Below are 22105 nucleotides of genomic sequence, written 5' to 3' on the forward strand. Positions count from 1 at the left end.
TCGCAGCCGCCAAACAATCATACGCTTTTCGGTTCTTTCTGAGCAAAAGAACACCAAACATCACCTCACAGCAGCGACAAGAACGGAGACACAACCAACAAAACCCCAACACCCACAATAAAGTACAGGCTGACCCCACGATAGCGCACCAAGGAGGGAGTTTTCATCACCAGCCATGCGGGGATTAAACAGCCAATCAAACCAAAAATTGGGCTACATACCGCCGTAAAAGACAAGACCGGCAAGTTTGCAACAATAGCTCCATAGGCCAAAGCTACAGCCAGCAATGCAATTCCTGTAGCTAAAGCATTCGGCTGAATACGCTGCTCAGGCAGCCACTTCGAGGCAATAGACGTAAAAAGCCCTTGGCACGCTTCTTTAAAGCCTAAATATACGCCAAAAAATGCCGTCATGACGGCAAAGATATTCAGCACAACGCCGATATACGTCGCCCAGCTTCCACCGAAAACCTGTGCGCTAATCGCCAATGCCGAGATATTTTGCTTATAAGCCGCCACAGCATCCGCATGGCTCATCGCTAATGAAAACGATACCGCATAGAAAAAGACAACAACAAACAAAATAGCAAATGCGATATTCATCACCCGCAAGGCTTTATACCGCGCCACTTCTGGTGATTGTTCTTGCGCCCGGTAAAACACCACCATTGGGCTTAAAGTCTGCAAAAACAAAATCGAGGTCAGCGTAAAAGGCAATGTAATCACACTTTGCCCAATCAAAGTCCCAACCGGTGGTACAGCCCCAATATTACCCAGATTCCAGCGGGAAATCATCAAGAAACCCAAAACAGCAATAATGCAGAGCTTCGTGCACACAAGTAGAGTAGAAACCTTAAACAAGGTTTTCTCCCCACGTGAGGCAATCCCAACCAACGCAAACATTAAAATCAGCGGATACCATGCATAATGCGACAAAAGCGCATGCGTCACTCCAAAACTGCGTAGGTAAGACGCACTGTCATTGGTAATGGCCGTCGCATACACCAGCAGCCAAATCGTAATCATCACAAAATATAAAACACCGAGCGCACGCCCCCACCCACGGCCCAAATAACTCGCAATCATATCTGGGTAGGTCTGGCTTTCACGCGCAGAAGCAAGCGTGTTGATGAAAAGCCTCTGGAATAAATACATCCCCGGATAACCAATGGCCGAAGACAATAAAAACACCCAAATGCCCACCAGCCCTACTTGCACTGGCAAAAACACAATGCCAGCACCAATCGCCATGCCGATGCTTATAATCGTCCAGCCAATATCGGTTCCATCAAATCGGACGGACTGCCCACCACCCTGCGATGGTACTGTTTGCGAACACATAAAAATATCCCCCCATGAAGCCGGACCTCATGGTTTCCTGCGTGAAGTGCGCTTTTTGAAGGGATAAACTAGTATTTTTTGTTTTTTACATAAAGAACGATTTTATTTTGTATTAATCTGAAGAACGTGGCAGCACAAATAACGACGGTGCAAGCGATAAACCGAGCTTCACATCCGAAAGTGCAATCTTCGTCTCACGCCCCTGTGCATCCACAACGGTCCAACCCTGTAGCGCCAAAGGCTGGTCACTAAAATGCAAGGTCAGCGTTCCTCCACTTGGCTCCGCCGTGCGGACCAATGCTACATCCACCTGCCCGTGCTCATGTACAAAATGCGTAACCGTCACGTCTCCAGAAAGCTTCGGGTTCGGACGTAACAACAAACCAAGAGGCGTGCGCTCCAACGGCATGGTCGTGACCTGATCAATACTCCGATCTTGGAATACGAGTTTACCGTCATTCCCCACCAACAAAAGTGGGCTTGGCGCATCATAATCAAAACGCATACGCCCCGGCTGCCCAGCACTCCGCGCCAAAGACGCCGTGCCATGTGTCACAGCACCATCGGGCGCCGTCTGCGCAAAACGCGCCTGCAACGTGCTCAAACCGCTCAACGTATCCTGAATACGATCAATCCAGCCACGATCCACGGGACGCAAAACCGCAGGCACCCCCTGCGCCAGAGCCACCCCCATAGGAGCAACACAGCACAGAGCCGCCAGAGACACATAAGCAAAACGCATAAAACGAGACATCATCATTACGAACTACCGATCACAACACCGGTTGCAAAAACAAGCGCACCACCAAGCAAAACCTGCACCAACGCAGAACCAAAAGGCGTATCCTGATACCGCCAACGGATCCACGAAATCAGCAGCAACTCAATAAGCACAGCCCCTATCGCTACAGCAAAAGCAAGGTGAAAATCTGGCACAAGGAAGGGCAAAGTATGACCAATGCCGCCTGCAAAGGTCATGGCTCCACAAATCAAACCGCGTATCAGCGGCGCTCCACGCCCCGACAGTTTTCCATCATCAGCCAGCCCTTCCGCCAGCCCCATCGAAATCCCAGCCCCGAGTGAGGCCGCTAAGCCTACCAGCACAGCATCATGCGGATTTTTTGTTGCAAACGCTGCCGCAAACACCGGCGCTAATGTCGATACAGAGCCATCCATGAGCCCGACAAGACCCGGCTGCACCACACGCAGCACAAATTCCCGGCGACTATGATCTTCTTCACGTTGCCGCCCTGAAGCATCCAAGTGCTCAGCTTCTAAAAAGCGTGCATGCCGCTGATGCCGGTCTTCTTCCTCGGCCAAATCTCCCAACAAACGCCGGATTTCAGCATCACTCGTGCGCGCAGCAGCTTCCCGATAGAAGCGAGCACTCTGCCGTTCCATATCCGCCGCAAGCGAGCGAATAGCCTCAATACCCCGGTTTTTCATCGCCCAAGCCGTTTTCCGCACGGGAAAACCCTGAACATCCTGACGGCGCACCAAAGGAATATGCCGCCCAAAGCGCTGTACAAAAAGATCAATCAACGCATGGCGGTGCTGACTTTCTTCCGCTGCCATCTCATCAAAAATCGCAGCACTATCGGGATAATTCTCCCGCAGCATCTCCGCGAAATCTGCGTAAATATGCCCGTCTTCCTCTTCACTGGCGATAGCAAGCGCCAAGACCTCTGCTTCAGACAGATCCGAAAGACGCGGCATCGTCAGACCTCCGCGTGTTGGAAAATGGGCCGCACATCACCACCCCATGCGCCCTTATAAAGCGCCAACCAATGCTCTGCCTGTGTGGGCCCACCATCCGCAATAGCCTGCAATGGGGCCAAGAACTGTGCTTCATCACGCGCCCGCGCCCGTAAACCCTGTTCTGCCAAAGCGAGAACACGACGCGCCAAAGCACGCAAAGCACCGGGGAAAGGTGCATCCATCGCAAGCTTAGGCACATCCGCGCGCAATTGCTGATACACGCCCCAGTCTAACTCACGCACCAAACGCTCAGCGGCTTCCAACGTCGCGGGGTCATACAATAGGCCAACCCACAATGCTGAATGCGCAACCATCATTTGCGGTGAACCCGCATCCGCACCGCGCATTTCCAAGAACTGCTTCAAACGGACATCCGGGAATGCCGTCGTCAAATGATCTTCAAAATCCCCAATCGTCGGCGTTTGATCCGGATAGGCTTTCAAACCTTCCGGCACCTCCCCGTTTTCTAACCAACGGCGGAAAGACGCCCCCGCAACATCAACATTCTTGCCGTCCCGCACGACAAAATACATGGGAACATCAAGGACCCAATCAACATAACGCTCAAACGAAAAATCATCCGCGAAGAACAAAGGAGGCTGTCCCGCACGCGCATTATCTGTATCTGTCCAAATACGACAACGATTGGATAAATACCCATTCGCCTTCCCTTCCACGAAAGGCGAATTGGCCATCAGTGCACTGACCAAAGGCTGAAGCGCCAAAGACACGCGCATCTTCCGCGCCATGTCCGCTTCATCCGAAAAATCCAGATTAACCTGCACCGTTGAGGAGCGGGTCATCATATCCAACCCCAACGCACCAACTGTCGGCATATAACGCCGCATAATGGCGTAGCGACTCTTAGGCATCCAGGGCATATCACCACGGCCCCACAGAGGCTGGAAGCCAACCGGAACAAAGCCCAGCCCCAACTCCTTGACCGGCCCACGAATCAGATCAAAATGCGCCCGCATTTCCTGATCCGTTTCGTGCAATGTCTCTAAAGGTGCGCCTGAAAGCTCAAACTGTCCCGCTGGCTCTAACGAGATAGAACAACCTTTATGGGTATTCGCCCCTTTAAGACCAATAACAGCCTCTCCATCATAGATAGGCTCCCAATCCGGGCCAGAAAGAGCTTCTAAAAGCGCACCAATACCACGCGGCATATAAGGAGGCGGCGCATACGGGGTGCGGCCCTCCGCCATATCCGGGCGGACAAAACCAAATTTTTCATGCTCGGTTCCAATGCGCCACTGACGTTGCGGCTTATTACCACGCATCAGAACCTCGACGAGCTGCGCACGGTTTTCGATCGGTGCGCTATTGGTTGTGCCGGGGTTGGACATTGCTTTCAGGCCTTATAGTCTAGATCGATTGTTCGATGATGACAGAACTGCTTTCAGTCGCTGTTGTAGCAGGTCCGGCGCGGCTGTCACCCTTTGTCATTCTATATACGTTTTATGCGCCTTTACCGCCAAACGAGACAACCCCGCACACACAGCCGTATCAGCCCGTAATACCAAGGCCCCTAATGACAATGCCCGCACGGCATTATGCGCTTGCAAACGCTGCATTTCTGCCGGAGAAAAACCACCTTCCGGCCCGATGAGCAACCCGACAGTACCCGTCACATCATCCGCCACAGCCGCACCCGGCTGGCGCTCCAGCGCCGCATAGAGCGCATCCGTTACCGGCCATTCTACCAAACGCTGCAACAGAGGCTTCGGCGCTTCAATCTCCGGAACATCCAAACGCTCACATTGCTCTGCGGCTTCTGTCACAATCAACGATAAACGCTCTAAATTAAGGCGCGGCATGTTGGTTCGCTCCGTGATCACCGGCAAAAACCGCGTGACGCCGAGTTCTGTTCCCATACGAATGACCAATTCCGTTGCATCACGCTTCAAAGGCGCAAAGAGCAAAATTGCGCCCTTCGTCTCCTGTGGGACACGCACCTGCTGCCGTAAAACCACGGCCCCTTTATCCTTACGCAGAGCTGAAAGTTCCGCCTCCCATTCTCCATCTACAGCATTAAAGAGACGGATAACCGCCCCAATACTCTGCCGCATCACAGACCCCAAATAATGGGCCTGACCAGGCAAAAGAGTAACACTCCCCCCTTCTACAAAAGGAGCGTCATTCGGGGCGCAATATAAACGGGGTGCATCACGACTCATATATGCTGGATAGCGCGCTCACGCCCCTATCGCAAACACCATCACTACCCCTTGACCTCCTGCCCCCGCCAGCGCATCAGAAAAATATGACAACCGCCACGCCTCATACTGATATCCGCCTCTCTGGCTGGATCGGACGCCTCTCAGATCCATGGCGTTCTTATGCCCTCTTGGCACGACTTGACCGCCCAGTAGGAACTTGGCTTCTCTTTTTACCTGGCGTCTTCGGTATCTTCTTGGCCAATAGCCCAACCCCTCTCTCAACGCGCCTGATCTATACCGCGCTCTTCGCCATTGGCTCCCTTATCATGCGCTCTGCCGGGTGCGTCGTGAACGATATCTGGGACCGTGATATTGACGCCAAAGTCGCCCGCACGGCAGGCCGCCCCCTTGCCAGTGGTGCCCTCTCTCTCAAACAAGGCCTGCTTCTGCTCGCCCTCTTGCTCCTTGGCGGGTTGCTCATCCTCCTCTGCCTGCCGGTTTTATGCTGGGAGCTTGCCCCCCTCGCACTGGTTTTGGTGGCTCTTTACCCCGCCGCCAAACGCGTCACATGGTGGCCACAACTCGTCATGGGCTTTACCTTCGGCTTTGGTGCTCCGATGGGCTATGCCGCCGCAGGTGGGCGTTTAGACCTCAGCGGTATCCTACTCTACGCAGGTGTTATCATCTGGCAACTCGGCTTCGATACCATTTACGGCTTCCAAGATATGGAAGACGATGCGCGCATTGGCGTTCGCTCCACCTCACGACTCATGGCAGCATGGCCGCGCCTTTTTATTGGCATTTGCTACACCATAACCCTGATTGCCTTCGGCCTCGCCGCAGCGCATGCCGGCCTCTCTGCTGGCTTCTGGGCGTTCTTCAGCATCAGTGCCGTCATCCTCATGCGGCAAGTTCTGCTCATTAACCCCCATAATGCTCCGGCCTGCTTAGCGCTTTTCAAGCAAAACGTTCCCATCGGCATGGTCTTCGCTCTTGCCTTTATTTTAGGACGCCTTGGCCTCTTATGAACCCACATGCCGACCCCACGGCCTTTATCCGCAGCCATACCACCGTAGCGCGCGCACCCTTCGTACCAGAAATCCCTCTTTACCTTGCCACCGAAATCACACCGCTATGGCAAGCCAGCGCAGATTTTCTGGAGCAACATGACTTAGAGCCACCTTACTGGGCGTTCGCATGGCCCGGTAGCCAACTCATTGCCCGCACTATCTTGGACCAACCAGAGCACGTACGCGGCAAGCACGTTCTAGACCTTGCCTGTGGATGCGGCTTAGCCGGTATCGCCGCAGCAAAATCGGGCGCAGCACACACCAGCGCTAATGATATTGACCCCTTTGCCCTCAGCGCCCTCAACCTCAATGCCGCTTTAAACGCCGTGCACATCACCGCACAGCCTCATGACCTCATCGGCACCAAGCCTACATGTGACCTCATGATTGTTGGCGATGTCTGCTACGATGCAGCAATCGCAGCACGTATTTTGCCTTGGCTGCAAAGCTGTACAGCCTGTTGTGATGTCTGGCTTTGTGACCCCGGCCGACATTACGGCCCCACAAGCAGCACGGCATCTTTCCTAAAAGACGCACCGCTTGAAGTCCTCGCACAAGCCTCTATTCCAACCCTACAAGATCTCGAAAGCAGCAATACCCGCCTTACGACGCTTTATCGCCTACCAAAAAATCCCGCATAACACTCAAGATAGCCGCCGCACCGGCCATGCTCATAGCACCTGCCAAACATAGGCTGGACGGATTGGCAGATGCCGTAAACAGGCCTGCCACAAATAACGCACCCGTCGTCTGCCCACCCAAACGCGCCACCGACAGCATCCCACTGGCACTGCCCTCACGCCCCTTTGGCGCACTCAACATAATGGCGCGGTTATTCGGCGGCTGAAATGTACCGAACCCACAACCAGCCAAAAGCGTCCGCCAAATAATATCCGTATTGGACGCATCCGCCGGTAACAGCCACAATAACACAAACCCAATTGTGACCGTCACCATACCAATCGTGCTCAGTACTGATGCCGGGAAGCGATCTGAAAACCGCCCCACAACAAACGACATCAGCGCCACCCCCACCGCCCATGGGGAAATCAGCAAACCAATCGTTGCGGGATCACGGTGGAACATCAAGTTCAACGTCAGCGGCATTGCAACAATATACAAATTGGATGCAATAAAACTCATATAGCTGACCAAGCACGGCAACAAAAATGCCCGACGCTTCAAAAGATCGACCGGCACAATCGGCTCTGACCGGCATTTTTGTAACCGCAGCAACTGCCACCAACAGACAATTCCAACAAACGTCACAATACCGCCCATCGGCAACATACCGTGGGACAAACCATCCAGCCCGATGCCAATACAGGCAAAGGCCAAAACCGTCAGCAACGACCCCGCCATATCCACGGGCGCTGTACTGTGCGGCGTTTCAGGCAACGCAAACCACGCCATCAACAAAGCCGCTAAAGCGAGCGGTAAATTAATCCAAAAAATCCACGGCCAGGATGCCATCGACAAAACGATAGAGCCTAAGGTCGGGCCAATCGCCACACCGATACCAACGAACAACCCATTGATCGAAATGCCACGGCCCAACTCAGATTTTGGGTAAATAAAGCGCACCAGAGCCAAATTCACGCTCATGATACACGCCCCACCCACACCTTGCAGGGCACGCGCCAGCGCAATCTCTGGCAACGTCTTGGACAAAGCACACGCTACAGAGGCAATCAAAAACAAAATAATCCCACACTGGCTCATGCGGGCATATCCAAACCGTGCGCCCAAAGACGCAAGCGGTAGCAGACACGATAAATTTGCTAACTGATAAGCATTCACCACCCAAATCACACTGGATTCAGGCGTATGAATGTCATGGGCAATAGCCGGCAGCGCAACATTCGCCACCGCATAATCCAGTACAGATAACAGCAGCGACAGCAAAACAGCAGACATGGCCGTAATGCGTCGCGCTCCATAAAGGCCAGTCTCAGCAGAAGATGATGGAATGCCCTGAACGCCTGCTGCTACCGCCACTGTACACTGTCCTACTTACCAAGATGGCGTAGAGCTTTGCCCGCAAAGAGATTAGACTCAAGGGCTTCCAACGAAACACCTTTTGTTTCTGGTACAAATCCGAGAGTAAAGAGCAAAAAGACACCGTTAAGTGCTGCAAAAAGCACAAAGGTCCACGATGCACCCAATGCTGTCATGACCAGAGGGAATGTGATGGAGATCGCCCAATTGGCTCCCCAGTTCGTAACCGTCGAACATGAGATACCAAAGTCACGCCCACGAGTCGGCTGAACTTCTGAGCACAGCGTCCACACCAATGGCCCTTCGCCAATTGCAAACCCCGCGACGAACAACAGTACAAAGCCACACAGTGCCACCTGAGCACCAAAGCTCGACGCCCCAATCGCCAGCAAAACGCCCATACCCAACATGGCGAAAGCAGCAATCGCACAACTTAGCATCAGCAGCGGACGACGCCCCCATTTATCCACGCAGACAATCGCCACGAAAGACAAGCCCATATTCACAAGCCCAACCAAAGTCGTGGCCCAGATCGCAGCATTCGTACCAAAATGAGCCGCTTGGAAGACACGTGGCGCATAATAGAGCAGCGCGTTAATCCCCGTAAGCTGCTGCATCACTTGCAAAATCATGCCCAAAGCAACCGAGCGGCGGAAATGCCGGTTCTTACGAAACAACGCAAAGCCAGCATCACTGCTTTGGTTCAAACGAGCCTGAATATCAGCCAGTTCAGCATTCGCCACTTCTTCATCAGAGCGCAGAAGCTGAAGCACTCGACGCGCTTTTTCCGTCCGTCCACGCATCATCAACCACCGTGGGCTTTGCGGCAAAATCACAACGATGCCCAAAAACAACGTTGCTGGAACCGCCATAACACCCAGCATCCAACGCCAATGCCCACCTGATGACAAAAGACTGTCAGAGATAAATGCGAGGAAGATGCCCAACGATACCATCAATTGATAGAACGAAATCATCGCCCCACGGACAGATTCCACCGTGATCTCAGAAATATACAGTGGAGCCGCAAAAGCTGCGAGACCAACAGCTAACCCCAAAAAGACACGCCCAATAATCAAAACCACCGGGGACGGCGCAAGGCTACACAACACTGTGCCAACCAAGAACAAAACAGCCGCTGCCATCATCGCACCGCGACGGCCGAACTTCATAGAAATACGCCCAGCCAACAAAGACCCGAACGCAGCCCCAGCCATCATCGACGCAACGATCCAACCTTGAAGCCCATCACTGGCGTGGAAATCTTGAGCGATAAAGGGAAGTGCACCAGCAACCACCCCTGTATCCAACCCAAACATCAACCCAGCGAGTGCCGCCAGAATACCCAGTACCGTCGCACGGCGCGTACTGCGCTGAGGTGTATCGCCTTCATCCACACGGACCGACGCAATGCCAACCATAACTCACTATCCTTGATACAAACGCCGGCCCCAAAACGCCTCACAGCCTTCGTTACGATAAGCACAAAAAAAGAGGCGGCGAGCATTTTATGCTCCACCGCCCCAAAATTCTGCGCACATTTTCGTGAGTAACGCAAAAATTACTCACACACGCGCTATTACTGCCCAATATTGCGCAAAGATTTCCCCGCGAACAAATTCTTTTCCAAGGTTTCGAGCGCAACACCCTTTGTTTCCGGCACCAGTGTCATGGTGATCACCGCAAACAACGCATTAAAACCCGCAAACATGATAAACGTCCATGACGTACCAAGCCCGGCCATAATTAACGGGAAAGTGCTAGAAATCACCCAGTTTGCCGCCCAGTTCGTTACTGTAGAACAGCCAATCCCGAAATCACGCCCACGAGATGGCTGAAACTCTGAGCATAGTGTCCACACCAGCGGCCCTTCACCAATTGCAAACCCCGCGACGAAGAGCAAAACAAAACCACACAAAGCCATCTGCGCCGGAAAACTTGATGCTCCTGTTAGCAGAAGAACACCAACACCCAGCATCGCAATCATGGCCAAGCTACAGCTCAACAGCAAAAGCGGACGACGGCCCCATTTATCAACACACGCAATGGCAACACCGGTCAGCGCCATATTGACCAAGCCGACGAGCGTCGTCACCCATACCGCAGCATTCGCACCAAAATGCGCAGCTTCAAAAACGCGCGGCGCATAATAAAGCAACGCATTAATCCCCGTCAGCTGCTGCATAATTTGCAGCAACATGCCCAAGAACACCGTCCGGCGGAAATTGGCATTACTCCGAAACAAGCCCAAACCTGAATCGCTATTATGCACCATACCGCTCTGAATATCGCGCAATTCAGCTTCCGCGACCTCGTCATCAGAGCGTAAAACGCGCAATACACGCCGTGCATGATCTTGCTTACCCTGCATCAGCAACCAGCGCGGGCTATGCGGTAAGGTCAGCGTGAAAATCAAAAAAAGCACCGACGGAATGAGCATCGCGCCGAACATCCAATGCCAGCGTCCACTCCCCGCCAAAACACTATCGGACAAAAAGCCCAAGAAAATGCCAAACGAGACCATAAGCTGGTAGACCGAAATCATCGATCCACGCGCAGACTCAACAGTAATTTCCGAAATATACAGCGGCGCCGCAAAAGCGCCGAGACCAATCGCCAAGCCAATCAGCACGCGACCACCCATCAACACATACGGGTCTGGCGCAAACGTACAGATCAGAACACCGCTGACATACAGAACTGCGGCAGAAACCATCGCGCCCGTACGGCCAAAACGCGTTGAAATACGCCCCGCCACCAAAGAACCGGTCATCGCCCCGATCATCATGGAAGACACGATCCAGCCCTGAAGCACATCGCTGGCATGAAACTCTTTGGCTACAAACGGCAGCGCCCCAGAAACTACCCCGGTATCTAGGCCGAACAATAACCCGGCCAGAGCAGCAAAAATACCCAAAACCGTAGCGCGCTTCGTGCTGCGTTGAGGGCTACTAAGAGTATCCACACTCTCAGTGGCTGCAACTCCATCCATCACGTGACGTCCTCAAATCTGCTGCCGTGATGCAAACTCCATCACGGCATAGTCGACATGGAGCCAAAGCTATCTGGAGCGTTACAGATAACCCCGGCCTGATCTTCCCTAACAAAGACTAAAAGCTTTGTTAGGTAAAATCGTATCTCCTTGTTACAGACATAGAGTAATATCGAAATCAAAAACCCTTATTCTGCGTAAGGATTTTTCGTTCCGCGTAATTGGAGACGAATAGGCACACCCGGCATATGGAACGTCTCACGCAGACCATTCACGAGATAGCGCTTGTAAGAATCAGGCAAAAGCTCCGCACGCGTACCGAACAAAATAAAGGTCGGCGGACGTGACTTTGCCTGTGTCATGTAGCGCAGCTTCAAGCGGCGACCATCCACCAAAGGTGGCTGATGGCGTTCCAAAGCTTCCTCGAACCAGCGGTTTAACTCACCCGTTGTAATACGTGAGTTCCAAACCTCATGCGTATCACGCACAGCTGGCAACAAGCGATGCACACCTGCCCCCGTCAATGCCGAGAAAGTCACGACGGAAATACCACGCACCTGAGCCATGGATGTTTCGATACGGTCAGCAATGGCTTGGCGCGTTGCTGCACGATCTTCAACCGCATCCCATTTATTCAGCGCCAGAACGCATGCACGCCCTTCACGCTCAATCAAACGCGCAAGCTGCAAATCTTGCTCATGCACGCCCAAAGTCGCATCAATAGTCAAAACGACCACTTCTGCCATCTTCAGTGCTTCGATCGACGCAGAAACAGACATCCGCTCTAAATGCTGTTCAACACGAGCACGACGACGCATTCCTGCCGTATCCACCAAACGGATCGGGCCATGCTCATCATGAATATCAACGGAAATCGAATCACGGGTTAGCCCCGCTTCCGGCCCCGTAATCATACGCTCTTCACCAAGCAAACAGTTCAGAAGCGTTGATTTACCCGCATTAGGACGCCCAACAATCGCCAAACGCAGCGGCCCAGGTGGGCGCTCTTCGGCCTCCCCTTCACCACGGCGCGGGCGTTCCACCACACGTGGAGCCTTCGGCAAGCGGTCAATGATCTCACCCATAAGGTCAGACAGGCCGTCCCCATGTTCAGCGGACAACGCCAAAGGTGTCCCCAAACCCAACGAGAACGCTTCCATCGCGCCTTCTGTACCAGCCTTACCTTCAGCTTTATTCGCCACGAGCAAAACAGGTACATTCTGGCGGCGGAGCCATTGTGCAAAATGCGCATCTGCTGGCGTAATGCCAGAACGTGCATCAATACAGAACAGCACCAACTGCGCTTGCGTCACAGCCATTTCAGAAGATGCACGCATCCGCCCAAACAGCGTATCTGGCGCAGCTTCTTCTAACCCGGCCGTATCAATAATCCGGATGCGGCGCCCACGAATATGCGCCTCACCTTCTTTACGGTCACGGGTCACGCCCGGCATATCAGACACAAGTGCCTGACGCCGCCCGACGAGACGATTAAACAGTGTTGATTTGCCTACATTAGGCCGCCCCGCAATCGCAACGGTTGGCAGCATATCAGGCGTAGAAATAGTATCAGTCATTCGGTCCGGAAAATCCGATCAGCCATAAGCCCGCAGGACAGCGTCCTGCGACAGGGCTAGCACAAGCCCATCACACACAATCGGCTCAACCTCACAGGCCGCCGGTGTTTTTTGGCGGGAGAGAATCTTGCCGGTCTTCGCATCAGCGATGATCATACCCTCTTCTGGCAGCGTTGAGAAACAAACAAGTTTCCCATCGGCCAAAACTGGGCCAACCCACTGAACTGCATCTTTTTGAACTTCCTGACGGCGGAATCGACGAAGCTGCGTAATCCAGCGGACATGACCAGACAGGCGGTCGATACACGCAAGTTGCTGATCCGTCGAGACAACAAACAGCCAGTCATCACAAAGACAGAGCGGAGACTGACCACTCACCTCACGTTCCCACAGACGGCGACCGGAGCGCATATCAATCGCCACCAGCACCCGAGACATGGAAACCGCATAGGCCGTACCGTCCTTGATGACGGGTGCACCACGCACACAAGAGAAGTCGAGCATCGCGCCAAGGCCGTTTGACCCACCGAGACTATCGCTCCAAACCATCTCACCCGATGTGGCACGCAGAGCAACCAAGTCACCACTGCCAAATCCAGCCAACACAACGCCATCCACAATGGCAGGCGATGCTTGACCAAATACAACCGTATCTGCCTGTGTTGCCTGATACGTCCAGATTTGCTGGCCCGTTTTCTCATCCAGCGCAATCAAGCGCTCATCAATCGTGCCGAAAACGACCAGACCATTCGCAACTGTTGGTGCCGAGCGCCCCGGCGTGCCGAGTTCTGCCGTCCACTTCACTTTGCCAGTTGCTGCATCAAGCGCCAGAGCAAGAGCAACACCTGTCACAACGTAGAGCGTGTCACCGTCCAGCGCGAGACCACCACCCAGATTGGTCGAGCGGGATTCTGTTCCTTTTGGCTGACGAGACCATAGCGGCTTCATCGCAGGCCATGTCCCAGCCTTCACTTCACCCTGAGCATCGGCCGTAAAAATACGTCCTTGCCCAATCACTGGGGGAGACTGAATTGCACCACGCTTATTCGGCATGATGGCCACTGTAGACAGAATGCTCGTCGGATTGACTTCCGCACCAATACTACGGCTCCACGCCAGCTTCGGCCCACTCCATGCAGCATTCACAGCAATATGGTCTGGCTCACGCCCAACTTGCGCCCATGACGTCACAGGTTGTGCCGCAGGCAAGGCGATTGGCGTGTGATCATCAGGATCCACCGTCAAGCCTGCACCTGTTGACAGTACATCAATACGATGACCAGCCAACACTGGCTTATCGTCATCATCGAAGATACTACACGCACTCAGCGCGGTCACCGCCGCACCGGAACAAGCAAACCGGAGCAAACCACGACGACTAGCCCGGATGGATGTGTGGTTACGACGCATCAACCTGCATCTCCCAAAGTCTCAAGCAAAGCTTCTGCACGACTACGCGCACCTTCTGGTGCTGTCGGGCTGCTTACAGTTTGATTTAAAAGACGGCGCGCTTCTTCCTTTTGCTGTGCTGTCGCACCGGGCGCGAGGTCAAGGCTAACAAGCCCTTCACGCGCCAAAGACGCCCAAGCATCGTTTCCTTGTGCCAAAGCCGTATAGCCTGTGCGCAGAGATGCCGTATTTTGTGCATTTGGCTGCTGTACATTCAGCCCCAAATAACGCGCGACAGTACGCATAGCAGGCAATGCCGTGTCATCATCTGCGACATGTGCCCATAAAGCTTGCGCGGCAGGTACATCCTGATGCTGTGCTTTATAGTCCGCCAAGCGCAACGCAGCGTATGTACGCACGCCTTTCGGGCCATGCGCTGCCAAATCCTGCAGCGTCGCTTGTGCCTGCTGTTCGGCTGCGGCACTGCCATGAGCTTCAAGCGTAGACATTGCAGTAAAATAACGCCCAGACGCTGCTTCTTGCGCAGTTTTCAGCGCGTGACGTTGCCAGCCCCACACTCCACCGGCAATTCCGGCAAGCACGAGAACACCCGCAGCAACGGCACCAAAACGACGTGCCTGCGCGCGCAAACGCTGCTGGCGCATATCATCATGGATTTGTGCAATAAAATCGTCCGCCACCTGATCCCCTGTCGGCTTCGCTCTACACGTTCTTCTGTAGGACCATACAGGTGCGGCCCGCTGGCGGCAAACGCTTCACCTCCACAAACGGTGCTTTATCCGTGAGAAAATGCTGAATCCCACCTTCTTTACCATCTTTTAAGAGAACAAACGGTACGATGCACACATGCTGCACCTCCGCCATTTGGCACTCGCCGCCGTCATACCACTCGCCGCACTCAGCAGTTGCGCACCAGACCGCATCGCCTCCGCACTGACGGGCCAAGACTGCAGTAGCGCTTATCTTTATGATGACGAATCTTTTTGTAAAAAACGCATCAAGCCACCACCGCAGCCTTACTGCATCACGGGTTTTGAAGGCACGGATTGCTGGGCACACCCAAACCTCACGCCCAACCTAGCCACCGAAACCTACGAAGGCCCCACACACGGCCAAGCGGCCCCTACACCGCTACTGCAACCTAAAAAACCATAGAGGCACTACAACTTCACGTCTTATTTCGCGGCGAAATGCTTACCCGCATTCGCTAAGACAGCGGACAGCTTTTGGAAATTTGTAGCAATACGTGACTGCACCGCCGTTGAGCCTCTATGAACTTCCGCGATACGATTCCGTGCATCATCACTAATCGCCGTTTCCGCACGGTTCGCAGCAGCTACAACGCACGCATTATACGCCCGTGCCTGCTTTTCATAAGCCGTCACGCGGTCAACACTGTCATTATACTGTGCCACGTTGGCCACATGCACTGCTGGTGCCACAGGTTCAGCACCACATTTTGCGGCCCCCCACCCAGCCTCTGCCGCTGATACCGGCATCACCGAAACACTAGACACACATAACAACGCAACAAAAATGCCAGACAAGCGGGGAGACATGCTTCTACTCCGTATAAAAAGCGCGCCTCCCTTAAAGAAAAATCAGGGCACAATTACGGCATGTGCCCTGCTCTTTTCTTATCCGGCAAAGCGCACAGGGCGGCCGCTCAACGGCGTGACAATCGCATCGTCCTGCATAACAACTTGACCACGCACGATCGTCGCTACTGGCCAGCCATGAACCTCAGTACCATCAAACGGCGTCCAACCCGCTGGGGTTGCAATCCAATCATTCGTGATTGTACGGCGCGCCCCCATATCAACCAGCGTGAAATCCGCATCAAACCCAACAGCCAAACGGCCTTTATTCGGCAAATTATAAATACGCGCAGGCCCGGCAGACATCACATCGGCCAAACGTTGCAGTGACAAACGTCCTGCATTCACATGGTCCAACATCAACGGAACAATCGTCTGCACACCCGTCAAACCAGCCGGGCAATTCGGCCATGCACGCTTTTTAGCCTCAAGCGGGTGCGGCGCATGGTCTGATGACACAACATCCACACGCCCATCACGTACCGCACGCCACGCCGCGTCATAATGCGAACGATCACGCAATGGCGGGTTCATCACAGCAAGACCACCCAGCTTTTCATAACAATCCGGGCCATATTGCGTGAGGTGGTTCACCAGCACTTCCGCGCTCACCACATCACGATTTTCCGCCAGATAATCGAGCTCTTCAGCAGTTGAAACATGCAAAATATGCGCCGAGCGACCAGTCTTACGCGCAATGCCAACGATACGCCGCGTGCCTAAAAACGCACATTCCACATCACGCCAGACGGCATGCGTTTCATAAGGCTGCCCTTCGTGGAACTGCCCTTTCCGGTCCTGAAGGCGGTATTCATCCTCCGAATGGAAGCACACGCGCCGATTGCCCGAACGCATCACTGCTTCAATCCCGGCATCATCCTCAATCATCAGATTACCGGTCGAAGACCCTGCAAATACCTTAATGGCACACACACCCGGAGCACGTTCCAGCGTTGCCAGTTCCGGCGTGTTCTCACGGGTTGCACCAACGTAAAACCCCACATCAATATGTGCAGTCTCACCAATCCGCCCGTATTTCCATTCCAACATTTCAGCCGAAACAATGCTCGGATTCGTGTTCGGCATATCGAACACCGTTGTCACACCGCCAAGAGCGGCAGCACGCGTTCCAGTTTCGAGCGTTTCAATCTCAGCATTGCCCGGCTCACGCAAATGCACATGGGAATCAATCATTCCCGGCAGAACATGAAGCCCCTTTGCGTCAATCTCACGCTCAGCCTCATCTTGCGCGGTAGCAGATAACGTAACGATCCGCCCATCACGTACGCCAATCGTCGCCTCTTGCTCACCCCATGGGGTCACACAGCGGCCATTGCGAATAATCAGATCATAATGCATCAAAAAATCTCCCCAAACTTACGCCAAAACCTCAAACGTATCCGCAGCACAACTGCGACCTTCAATATGATGGCGGTGCCATAACGCCAAAAAGAGCAATGTCCACGCCTGCCGTGCATGACCGCGGCGGCTTGCTGTCTCAAAAATGCGCCGCACTCGGCTTTCATCAAACACCGCAGCGACAGCCGGATTACGCGCCACCAACGGCCACAACCGTGCAGATTCAGCCTCAATCCAAGCACCAACAGGAACCGTGAAACCTTGCTTCGGCGCGAAAGGCCGCGCCTGTGGCAGCGCATCTTGTAACCACTGCCGCAACAGCCACTTCCCTTGACCATCTCTAATCTTGAAATGATCCGACAACGGCCAAATCGCACGTGCAACAACCGGGTCCAGTAACGGAGTACGCCCCTCCACCGAATGTGCCATCAAACATCTATCCAGCTTTAAGAGCAGATCATTCGGCAACCACTCCGCCACATCAATCGCTTGCACAGCAGACAAACCCGCCCGGCGCTGGGACAATTCCAAAGCCGCCAAACCTGTCCGCCATGGACGCGCCCGCGCAATACCCGGCCCACCCAGACTCCGCCCGAATGTACCCGAACGCCAACTACCACGGCCACCGCGCCACCAAGGACGCATCGCCCGGCGATACCGCCCATACCCCGCGAAAAGCTCATCACCGCCCTCTCCACTGAGCAAAACCGTCACAGCTTTACGGGCTTCTTGGGCCAAGAACCATGTCGGAATAATCGCGTAATCTGCCGTGGGGTCATCCATAGCCGCCACAATTTTGGGCAAATCACGCCAGACCATCTCCGGTGTGATGCTCAAAATATGATGCTCAGCCCCCACATGCCCAGCCAATGCCGCCGCGTGAGCCGTTTCATCCGCTACAGTCACCGTACTGCCGGTCTCGAACCGAGCCGTCCATGCCTGCAAGCGCGGCAAACCCAAACGATGCGATGCCGCCAATAACGCGGAACTATCAATCCCACCGGATAAAAACAGCCCTAACGGCACATCGGCCCGCATATGCGCCAAAACACTATCCGTCAGCGCTTTATCTAACCGCTCCAAAGCCTGCGCATCGGTCAAACTCTCAACAGAGAGCCGCTCCGCTTCCACCAACGGGTCACGCTTGCGCGATTCAACGATCCGCCCATCAACGATCCGCAACGTTTCACCCGGCAAGACACGCCTAATACCGGGAAAAATAGTTTTCGGACCCGTGGTAAATTGCAACTGCAACAGCTCATCACGTGCAGCATCTCTTAACCGGCGCTCACCAAAACCGCCCGCTAATAGCGCCTGTGCTTCAGAGGCAAACGCAACGCCGCCTTCAAACTCCGCAATATACAGCGGTTTAATCCCAAACGGATCACGAGAGAGCAGCATCTCATGCGCGCCATGCTGATTCTCAACGGCGGCAATCGCGTACATCCCCCGTAATTCAGCTGTATAGCCTGCACCATCGCGCAACCACATGTGCAAAGGGGGCTCACAATCGCTTTGCGTCCGGAAAAAATCTGATGCGAAACCTGCCCGTAAGGCGGGATCATTATAAATCTCACCATTCGCCATCAGCGCGGCTTGGCCATACTGGAAAGGCTGCTGCCCCCCCGCAATATCCACAATCGCCAAGCGCCGATGCCGCAAGGCCGCGCCCGCAAGATCTAACCGCCCTTCACCATCCGGACCACGATGCAATAACGCCGCAGACATCCGGTCAAGCACCTCTTGGTCCGGCTTAAAGCCCGGGCGGCAAGAAATACCGGTAATGCCGCACATTAGCGAGCACCCTTCGGTGAACCCAATGGCCCCCTAAGCGTATAAGCATGTTGCGGACGCCTAATATACGCCTCCCCACACCCCAAGAAGTCAGACCACTGCTCCATCACAACATCTTCTGCGAATTCACGCTCAAAGCGCGTGCGCCCATTGCCCGCCAACCGTTCAGCCAACGCCGCATTCTCGAAGACTTCCCCCATCTGCGCTGCTAAAGCACGGTCATCTTCCACAGGGGCGAGCAAGCCATCTTCCGTGCCAGCCAAAATTTCTTCCGGCCCTTGAATCGCACTCGCCACCACCGGTACGCGCGCCGACAGCGCTTCGATCACCACATTCCCCAAAGGCTCAATGCGTGACGGACAGACAAGCAGCGTGCAGGCCCGCAACCATGGCCCCGTTTGCGTCACCCACCCCGGCATATGCACCCGATCAGCCACACCTTCACTGCGCGCCAAAGCCTCCAACGCTCCCCGCTCGGGCCCTTCTCCAGCAATCACCACATGCTGACCCGGCAGATGGCGCATCGCACGGATCAATACGTCAAATGCTTTATTCTTATGCAGACGCCCAAGCGCCAAAGCGAACGGAGTATTGGGAGCTAAAAACGAAGGCCGCTCCGGCATTACACCGGAAAAATCAGTCGCAAAATTGGGCAGATAATGAACTTGGCTTTCATCCCAACCTTGCTCAACCATCCAACGGGCCAAACCGCGTGTATTACCGATTAAATCCGTACAGCGCCGATAATTGGATAAATCATAATATCCTCCCAGACGCCCAGCCAAACGCCCCCTCACATCCGGCAATTTTTGAGCCGCGCGGCTCATCCATGCCACAACAACATCAGGCTGGATTTCATCCAAGGCACGCTTAAGCTGCTTTCGTGTCCAAAAATCAATTGGCCCACCAAAACGGAAACACTGCGTCGGCACACCCGCTGCACGCAAGCGAGCCTCACGCCCCGGTTCCGTACGGATCAACGCATGGGTCGTACGCCCCGCTTGATGCTGCGCTATCGCTAGGCGTTCAAAGAACAGCTCCGCCCCACCACGCGCTGAACCTGCCATAACATGCGCCACAGAAGCACGCATATCGATCTCAAAGCGATCACTCTCGGACGAAGCCGAAGATACGGAAAATACCATGGCTCTATTTATCAACTATGCCGCGCAACGCATCAAGGGCAGACCTCTAAAAACCAGACCATCACCCACCAGCCAGATTGCTTACCCCTAAAAGGTTGTGACTTCATCGGAAAGCCAATAACTCTTATATTGAAACAGAAGATCTCAACAGTTCACAGAACAAGACGACTTCAAATCCTAGACTGAAACCGTAATACCACCATCCACCATCAAGACATGACCATTCACAAAGCTTGAAGCATCAGACGCCAAAAACACCGCAGCCCCGATTAACTCTTCCACCCGCCCCCAACGGCCGGCAGGCGTACGCTTACACAGCCAATCCGTGAATTCTTCATTCTTCACCAAGGCTGCATTCATTTCCGTTGCAAAATATCCCGGTGCAATGCCGTTGATCTGCAAGCCGTGCCGAGCCCAATCCGTCGCCATACCGCGCGTCAAATTCTTCACCGCACCTTTTGTTGCCGTGTAAGGAGCAATACCCGGCCGAGCGAGTTCGCTTTGCACGGAGCAGATATTGATAATCTTCCCGTGACCGCGCGGAATCATATGCTGCGCCACAGCCTGCCCCACGAAGAAAACTGCATTCAGATTGGTCGTAATCAACGCATCCCAATCCGCCCGCTCGAAACTTTCCAAAGGGCCACGCCGCTGAATCCCAGCATTGTTAATCACAATATCCAATGGGCCAAGCGTACTCTCCACTTGCGTAATCCCGGCCTGAACTTCCGCCTGATCTGTCACATCAAAAACGGCTGTCTTCACCTGTAATCCGTCTTTTTCCAATTCAGCTTGTGCAACGTCCAGCGCGGCGGCATTGCGCCCATTCAGCACGACCTCAGCCCCGGCCTCCGCCAAACCCCGGGCCAGAGTCAGGCCAATGCCCCGAGATGCCCCAGTAATCAAAGCACGCTTACCAGAGAGCGAAAACAAATCACGCGCCATTACCATCTCCATATCCTCAAGCACTAAGAGACCGTTTAAGACACCAAGAACCCTAAACCTCCAACACTACGCCGTCATGTCACATCTTAGTCATGCACAACGCGCCATCACGCCTCCCAACCACACGAGTACATTCGAGCGCGCCTGCTGCTATACCCACACATAACACTGAGAAAAACACCCCATCTTGTACCAACAATCACAGCCATTCGGCATGCCTCTAAGAGAACTTGACTCAAAATACGCGCCGCCTAAATTACTCAGTGCCTAAAAAGACAGCGATACAGGTATGGTGATAACCTGTGGTCTCTTCGGAGACAGTCACGCTTGAGCGCATAACACCGCTCTTGGCCATGGCCGGACACAACGGGAATGACCCTCGTTCGTGGTCGGTCGTTGCTGTCTGCATAACGATTGGCTCGTGTCCGTTTTTATCAATAACGAAGGACACGACCATGAAATTAAATCACATCAATCTCTATAGCCACGCCCCCGAAGCGGATCGAGCAATGTTCGAACAATATTTCGGTCTGCACACACTCGTCACGCGCGGCAAAAAGATGGCTATCATGCAAGATGATAGCGGCTTAGTACTGATCGTAAATCACTTTGAAAGTAAACTCAGCGGATTCAACTACCCCAAAAGTTTTGACGTCTTACATATCGGCTTCATTCAGGATTCCCGTGAGGCTGTAGACGCACTGTATTCACGATTAAACAAAGATGGCTGGGATGTGCAGACACCGCATAATACGCATGGTGCATGGGCGTTCTATTTTAAGGCAAAAGGCGGATATTTCGTTGAAGTAACAACACCCACCCCCATCCGCCCTGAAGAGGTCTATCATGGTGATAATGAGTAACGTTTTTCTATAGTCGATGGCTTTACGCACCAAGTTAAAAACTCGCCTTTCCCTCTCTAACGGAAAGGCGAGAACACATGGATTGCACCTTTGA

At 53.8% G+C, this 22105-nt stretch carries 20 protein-coding genes; 4 read left to right on the forward strand and 16 right to left on the reverse strand.

The features are described from left to right. Positions 1-65: 65 nt before the first annotated feature. The 5 genes from KB213_RS05000 to KB213_RS05020 all read right to left on the reverse strand — a co-directional run bounded on the left by KB213_RS05000 (position 66) and on the right by KB213_RS05020 (position 5278). Complete coding sequence (locus tag KB213_RS05000) at positions 66-1340, reverse strand: SLC5/6 family protein (protein WP_211680888.1); 1275 nt, start codon at positions 1338-1340, stop codon at positions 66-68. Positions 1341-1452: 112 nt separating this feature from the next. Continuing rightward, the gene (locus KB213_RS05005) at positions 1453-2100 is read right to left on the reverse strand and encodes a LolA family protein (protein WP_211680889.1); all 648 of its coding nucleotides are present in this window, start codon (positions 2098-2100) and stop codon (positions 1453-1455) included. Beyond that, positions 2100-3056, reverse strand: coding sequence for an iron exporter MbfA (gene mbfA / locus KB213_RS05010; RefSeq protein WP_211680890.1), 957 nt, complete (start codon positions 3054-3056; stop codon positions 2100-2102). Before mbfA ends, KB213_RS05005 begins: the two co-directional genes overlap by 1 nt. Before the next feature lie 2 nt (positions 3057-3058). Beyond that, complete coding sequence (locus tag KB213_RS05015) at positions 3059-4447, reverse strand: glutamate--cysteine ligase (protein WP_211680891.1); 1389 nt, start codon at positions 4445-4447, stop codon at positions 3059-3061. Positions 4448-4543: 96 nt separating this feature from the next. Further along, positions 4544-5278 (reverse strand): 16S rRNA (uracil(1498)-N(3))-methyltransferase, encoded by a 735-nt coding sequence (locus KB213_RS05020; RefSeq protein ID WP_211680892.1) that lies wholly within the window; start codon positions 5276-5278, stop codon positions 4544-4546. An 86-nt stretch (positions 5279-5364) separates the two neighbouring features. On the opposite strand from KB213_RS05020, the gene ubiA reads away from it, so the two are divergent. Next, the gene (gene ubiA / locus KB213_RS05025) at positions 5365-6288 is read left to right on the forward strand and encodes a 4-hydroxybenzoate octaprenyltransferase (RefSeq protein ID WP_211680987.1); all 924 of its coding nucleotides are present in this window, start codon (positions 5365-5367) and stop codon (positions 6286-6288) included. Then, complete coding sequence (locus KB213_RS05030; protein ID WP_211680893.1) at positions 6285-6971, forward strand: class I SAM-dependent methyltransferase; 687 nt, start codon at positions 6285-6287, stop codon at positions 6969-6971. Before ubiA ends, KB213_RS05030 begins: the two co-directional genes overlap by 4 nt. Here KB213_RS05030 and KB213_RS05035 read toward each other — a convergent pair. The 6 genes from KB213_RS05035 to KB213_RS05060 form a co-directional block, all read right to left on the reverse strand. Further along, positions 6934-8328, reverse strand: coding sequence for an MFS transporter (locus KB213_RS05035; RefSeq protein WP_346266669.1), 1395 nt, complete (start codon positions 8326-8328; stop codon positions 6934-6936). The genes KB213_RS05030 and KB213_RS05035 overlap by 38 nt on opposite strands. A gap of 11 nt (positions 8329-8339) precedes the next feature. After that, positions 8340-9749, reverse strand: coding sequence for a sugar porter family MFS transporter (locus KB213_RS05040; protein WP_211680894.1), 1410 nt, complete (start codon positions 9747-9749; stop codon positions 8340-8342). Positions 9750-9907: 158 nt separating this feature from the next. Continuing rightward, positions 9908-11320 carry a sugar porter family MFS transporter gene (locus KB213_RS05045; protein ID WP_211680991.1) on the reverse strand — a complete coding sequence of 471 codons (1413 nt, stop codon included), beginning with the start codon at positions 11318-11320 and terminating at the stop codon, positions 9908-9910. A gap of 188 nt (positions 11321-11508) precedes the next feature. After that, entirely contained in the window at positions 11509-12897 is a 1389-nt protein-coding gene (gene der / locus KB213_RS05050; RefSeq protein ID WP_211680895.1) for a ribosome biogenesis GTPase Der, read from the reverse strand. A gap of 18 nt (positions 12898-12915) precedes the next feature. Then, positions 12916-14307, reverse strand: coding sequence for a PQQ-binding-like beta-propeller repeat protein (locus KB213_RS05055; RefSeq protein WP_211680896.1), 1392 nt, complete (start codon positions 14305-14307; stop codon positions 12916-12918). Then, positions 14307-14987, reverse strand: coding sequence for a hypothetical protein (locus KB213_RS05060; RefSeq protein ID WP_211680897.1), 681 nt, complete (start codon positions 14985-14987; stop codon positions 14307-14309). Before KB213_RS05060 ends, KB213_RS05055 begins: the two co-directional genes overlap by 1 nt. A gap of 166 nt (positions 14988-15153) precedes the next feature. Between KB213_RS05060 and KB213_RS05065 the strand changes: the two genes are divergently transcribed. Beyond that, the gene (locus KB213_RS05065) at positions 15154-15462 is read left to right on the forward strand and encodes a hypothetical protein (RefSeq protein WP_211680898.1); all 309 of its coding nucleotides are present in this window, start codon (positions 15154-15156) and stop codon (positions 15460-15462) included. A gap of 20 nt (positions 15463-15482) precedes the next feature. Here the strand turns inward: KB213_RS05065 and KB213_RS05070 are convergent, their stop codons facing one another. The 5 genes from KB213_RS05070 to KB213_RS05090 form a co-directional block, all read right to left on the reverse strand. Continuing rightward, positions 15483-15866: a hypothetical protein gene (locus KB213_RS05070; RefSeq protein WP_211680899.1), complete on the reverse strand. Its 384-nt coding sequence runs from the start codon at positions 15864-15866 to the stop codon at positions 15483-15485. Between the two features lie 78 nt (positions 15867-15944). Further along, on the reverse strand, positions 15945-17264 hold the full coding sequence (locus KB213_RS05075; protein ID WP_211680900.1) for a dihydroorotase: 1320 nt from the start codon (positions 17262-17264) through the stop codon (positions 15945-15947). Positions 17265-17282: 18 nt separating this feature from the next. Then, on the reverse strand, positions 17283-19058 hold the full coding sequence (asnB, locus tag KB213_RS05080) for an asparagine synthase (glutamine-hydrolyzing) (protein WP_211680901.1): 1776 nt from the start codon (positions 19056-19058) through the stop codon (positions 17283-17285). Beyond that, positions 19058-20149 (reverse strand): glycosyltransferase, encoded by a 1092-nt coding sequence (locus KB213_RS05085; RefSeq protein ID WP_249110283.1) that lies wholly within the window; start codon positions 20147-20149, stop codon positions 19058-19060. Before KB213_RS05085 ends, asnB begins: the two co-directional genes overlap by 1 nt. Positions 20150-20380: 231 nt before the next feature. Continuing rightward, positions 20381-21154 (reverse strand): SDR family oxidoreductase, encoded by a 774-nt coding sequence (locus KB213_RS05090; RefSeq protein WP_408903716.1) that lies wholly within the window; start codon positions 21152-21154, stop codon positions 20381-20383. Positions 21155-21603: 449 nt separating this feature from the next. Here KB213_RS05090 and KB213_RS05095 point away from each other — a divergent pair, with 449 nt between their 5' ends. Continuing rightward, positions 21604-22011, forward strand: a complete 408-nt coding sequence (locus KB213_RS05095) for a VOC family protein (RefSeq protein WP_211680903.1) — start codon at positions 21604-21606, stop codon at positions 22009-22011. Positions 22012-22105 lie beyond the last annotated feature (94 nt).

Origin of the sequence: Neokomagataea anthophila, assembly GCF_018122595.1 — a bacterium.
GTDB classification, from domain to species: domain Bacteria; phylum Pseudomonadota; class Alphaproteobacteria; order Acetobacterales; family Acetobacteraceae; genus Gluconobacter; species Gluconobacter anthophilus.

What these genes read in the sequence shown, in the direction of transcription:
- KB213_RS05040 (WP_211680894.1), bottom strand. Translation starts at nt 9,749, where the DNA reads ATGGTTGGCATTGCGTCGGTCCGTGTGGATGAAGGCGATACACCTCAG.
- der (WP_211680895.1), bottom strand. Translation starts at nt 12,897, where the DNA reads ATGACTGATACTATTTCTACGCCTGATATGCTGCCAACCGTTGCGATT.
- KB213_RS05045 (WP_211680991.1), bottom strand. Translation starts at nt 11,320, where the DNA reads ATGGATGGAGTTGCAGCCACTGAGAGTGTGGATACTCTTAGTAGCCCT.
- asnB (WP_211680901.1), bottom strand. Translation starts at nt 19,058, where the DNA reads ATGTGCGGCATTACCGGTATTTCTTGCCGCCCGGGCTTTAAGCCGGAC.
- KB213_RS05020 (WP_211680892.1), bottom strand. Translation starts at nt 5,278, where the DNA reads ATGAGTCGTGATGCACCCCGTTTATATTGCGCCCCGAATGACGCTCCT.
- KB213_RS05075 (WP_211680900.1), bottom strand. Translation starts at nt 17,264, where the DNA reads ATGCATTATGATCTGATTATTCGCAATGGCCGCTGTGTGACCCCATGG.
- KB213_RS05000 (WP_211680888.1), bottom strand. Translation starts at nt 1,340, where the DNA reads ATGTGTTCGCAAACAGTACCATCGCAGGGTGGTGGGCAGTCCGTCCGA.
- KB213_RS05015 (WP_211680891.1), bottom strand. Translation starts at nt 4,447, where the DNA reads ATGTCCAACCCCGGCACAACCAATAGCGCACCGATCGAAAACCGTGCG.
- KB213_RS05030 (WP_211680893.1), top strand. Translation starts at nt 6,285, where the DNA reads ATGAACCCACATGCCGACCCCACGGCCTTTATCCGCAGCCATACCACC.
- ubiA (WP_211680987.1), top strand. Translation starts at nt 5,365, where the DNA reads ATGACAACCGCCACGCCTCATACTGATATCCGCCTCTCTGGCTGGATC.
- KB213_RS05090 (WP_408903716.1), bottom strand. Translation starts at nt 21,154, where the DNA reads ATGGTAATGGCGCGTGATTTGTTTTCGCTCTCTGGTAAGCGTGCTTTG.
- KB213_RS05055 (WP_211680896.1), bottom strand. Translation starts at nt 14,307, where the DNA reads ATGCGTCGTAACCACACATCCATCCGGGCTAGTCGTCGTGGTTTGCTC.
- mbfA (WP_211680890.1), bottom strand. Translation starts at nt 3,056, where the DNA reads ATGCCGCGTCTTTCGGATCTGTCTGAAGCAGAGGTCTTGGCGCTTGCT.
- KB213_RS05070 (WP_211680899.1), bottom strand. Translation starts at nt 15,866, where the DNA reads ATGTCTCCCCGCTTGTCTGGCATTTTTGTTGCGTTGTTATGTGTGTCT.
- KB213_RS05005 (WP_211680889.1), bottom strand. Translation starts at nt 2,100, where the DNA reads ATGATGATGTCTCGTTTTATGCGTTTTGCTTATGTGTCTCTGGCGGCT.
- KB213_RS05085 (WP_249110283.1), bottom strand. Translation starts at nt 20,149, where the DNA reads ATGCGTGCTTCTGTGGCGCATGTTATGGCAGGTTCAGCGCGTGGTGGG.
- KB213_RS05065 (WP_211680898.1), top strand. Translation starts at nt 15,154, where the DNA reads ATGCTGCACCTCCGCCATTTGGCACTCGCCGCCGTCATACCACTCGCC.
- KB213_RS05095 (WP_211680903.1), top strand. Translation starts at nt 21,604, where the DNA reads ATGAAATTAAATCACATCAATCTCTATAGCCACGCCCCCGAAGCGGAT.